The sequence below is a fragment of the Nonomuraea recticatena genome (assembly GCF_039533245.1).
GTDB lineage: Bacteria > Actinomycetota > Actinomycetes > Streptosporangiales > Streptosporangiaceae > Nonomuraea > Nonomuraea roseola.
Window position 1 is genome coordinate 1 of the sequence record NZ_BAAATE010000191.1, and the last position, 544, is coordinate 544.

1 pseudogene is annotated in these 544 nt (G+C 68.9%); it reads right to left on the reverse strand.

Features of this window, described 5'->3' with window-relative positions:
• A pseudogene (locus ABFX50_RS51100) lies at nt 1-544 on the reverse strand (hypothetical protein); the annotation flags it as partial.

The window sequence follows — 544 nt, forward strand, 5'->3', positions numbered from 1 at the left end:
GGTCGAAGTTGCGCGTGCCGGAACCGGTCTGGGTGGCGCCGAATGAATTGGTGCCCGCCGATGATGCGGCGAACGCGCCTGCGCCTGACTGGTCAGTGGGCTCGGTCGTGGTGGACGGTGGGGTGGCGAACGCGCCTGGAGCGGTTGGTGGCGCGGCCGGGATGCCTCTGCCTGCGGTCATCGTGCCTGCGTCGAACGTGCCCGTGCCGAATGCTGCTGCGTTGGCGCTGTCGGCGGAGAACGGGGTCGCGCTGAAGGTGTTGACGCCTGCCGGAGGGGCGTTGAAGGGGTTGGGAGCGCCCGGCAACGTGTCGGCCTGGTTGAAATCGGCCGGGTCGGAGTTGGCGGGGGCGCCCTTGGCCTGGGGGTAGGTCGGGCCGAAGGCGCTTTGGCTCGGAACGCCTTGGGCCGAGCCTCCCTGGAAGAAGCCGCCTGGGGAGAGGCCTGCTTCGGGCAGACCGGTTTGTCCGAACGCGCTTTGAGACGGACTACCTTGGCCGAAAGAGGCCTGGGACAGACCGCCCTGGTCGAAATAGCCCTGAGG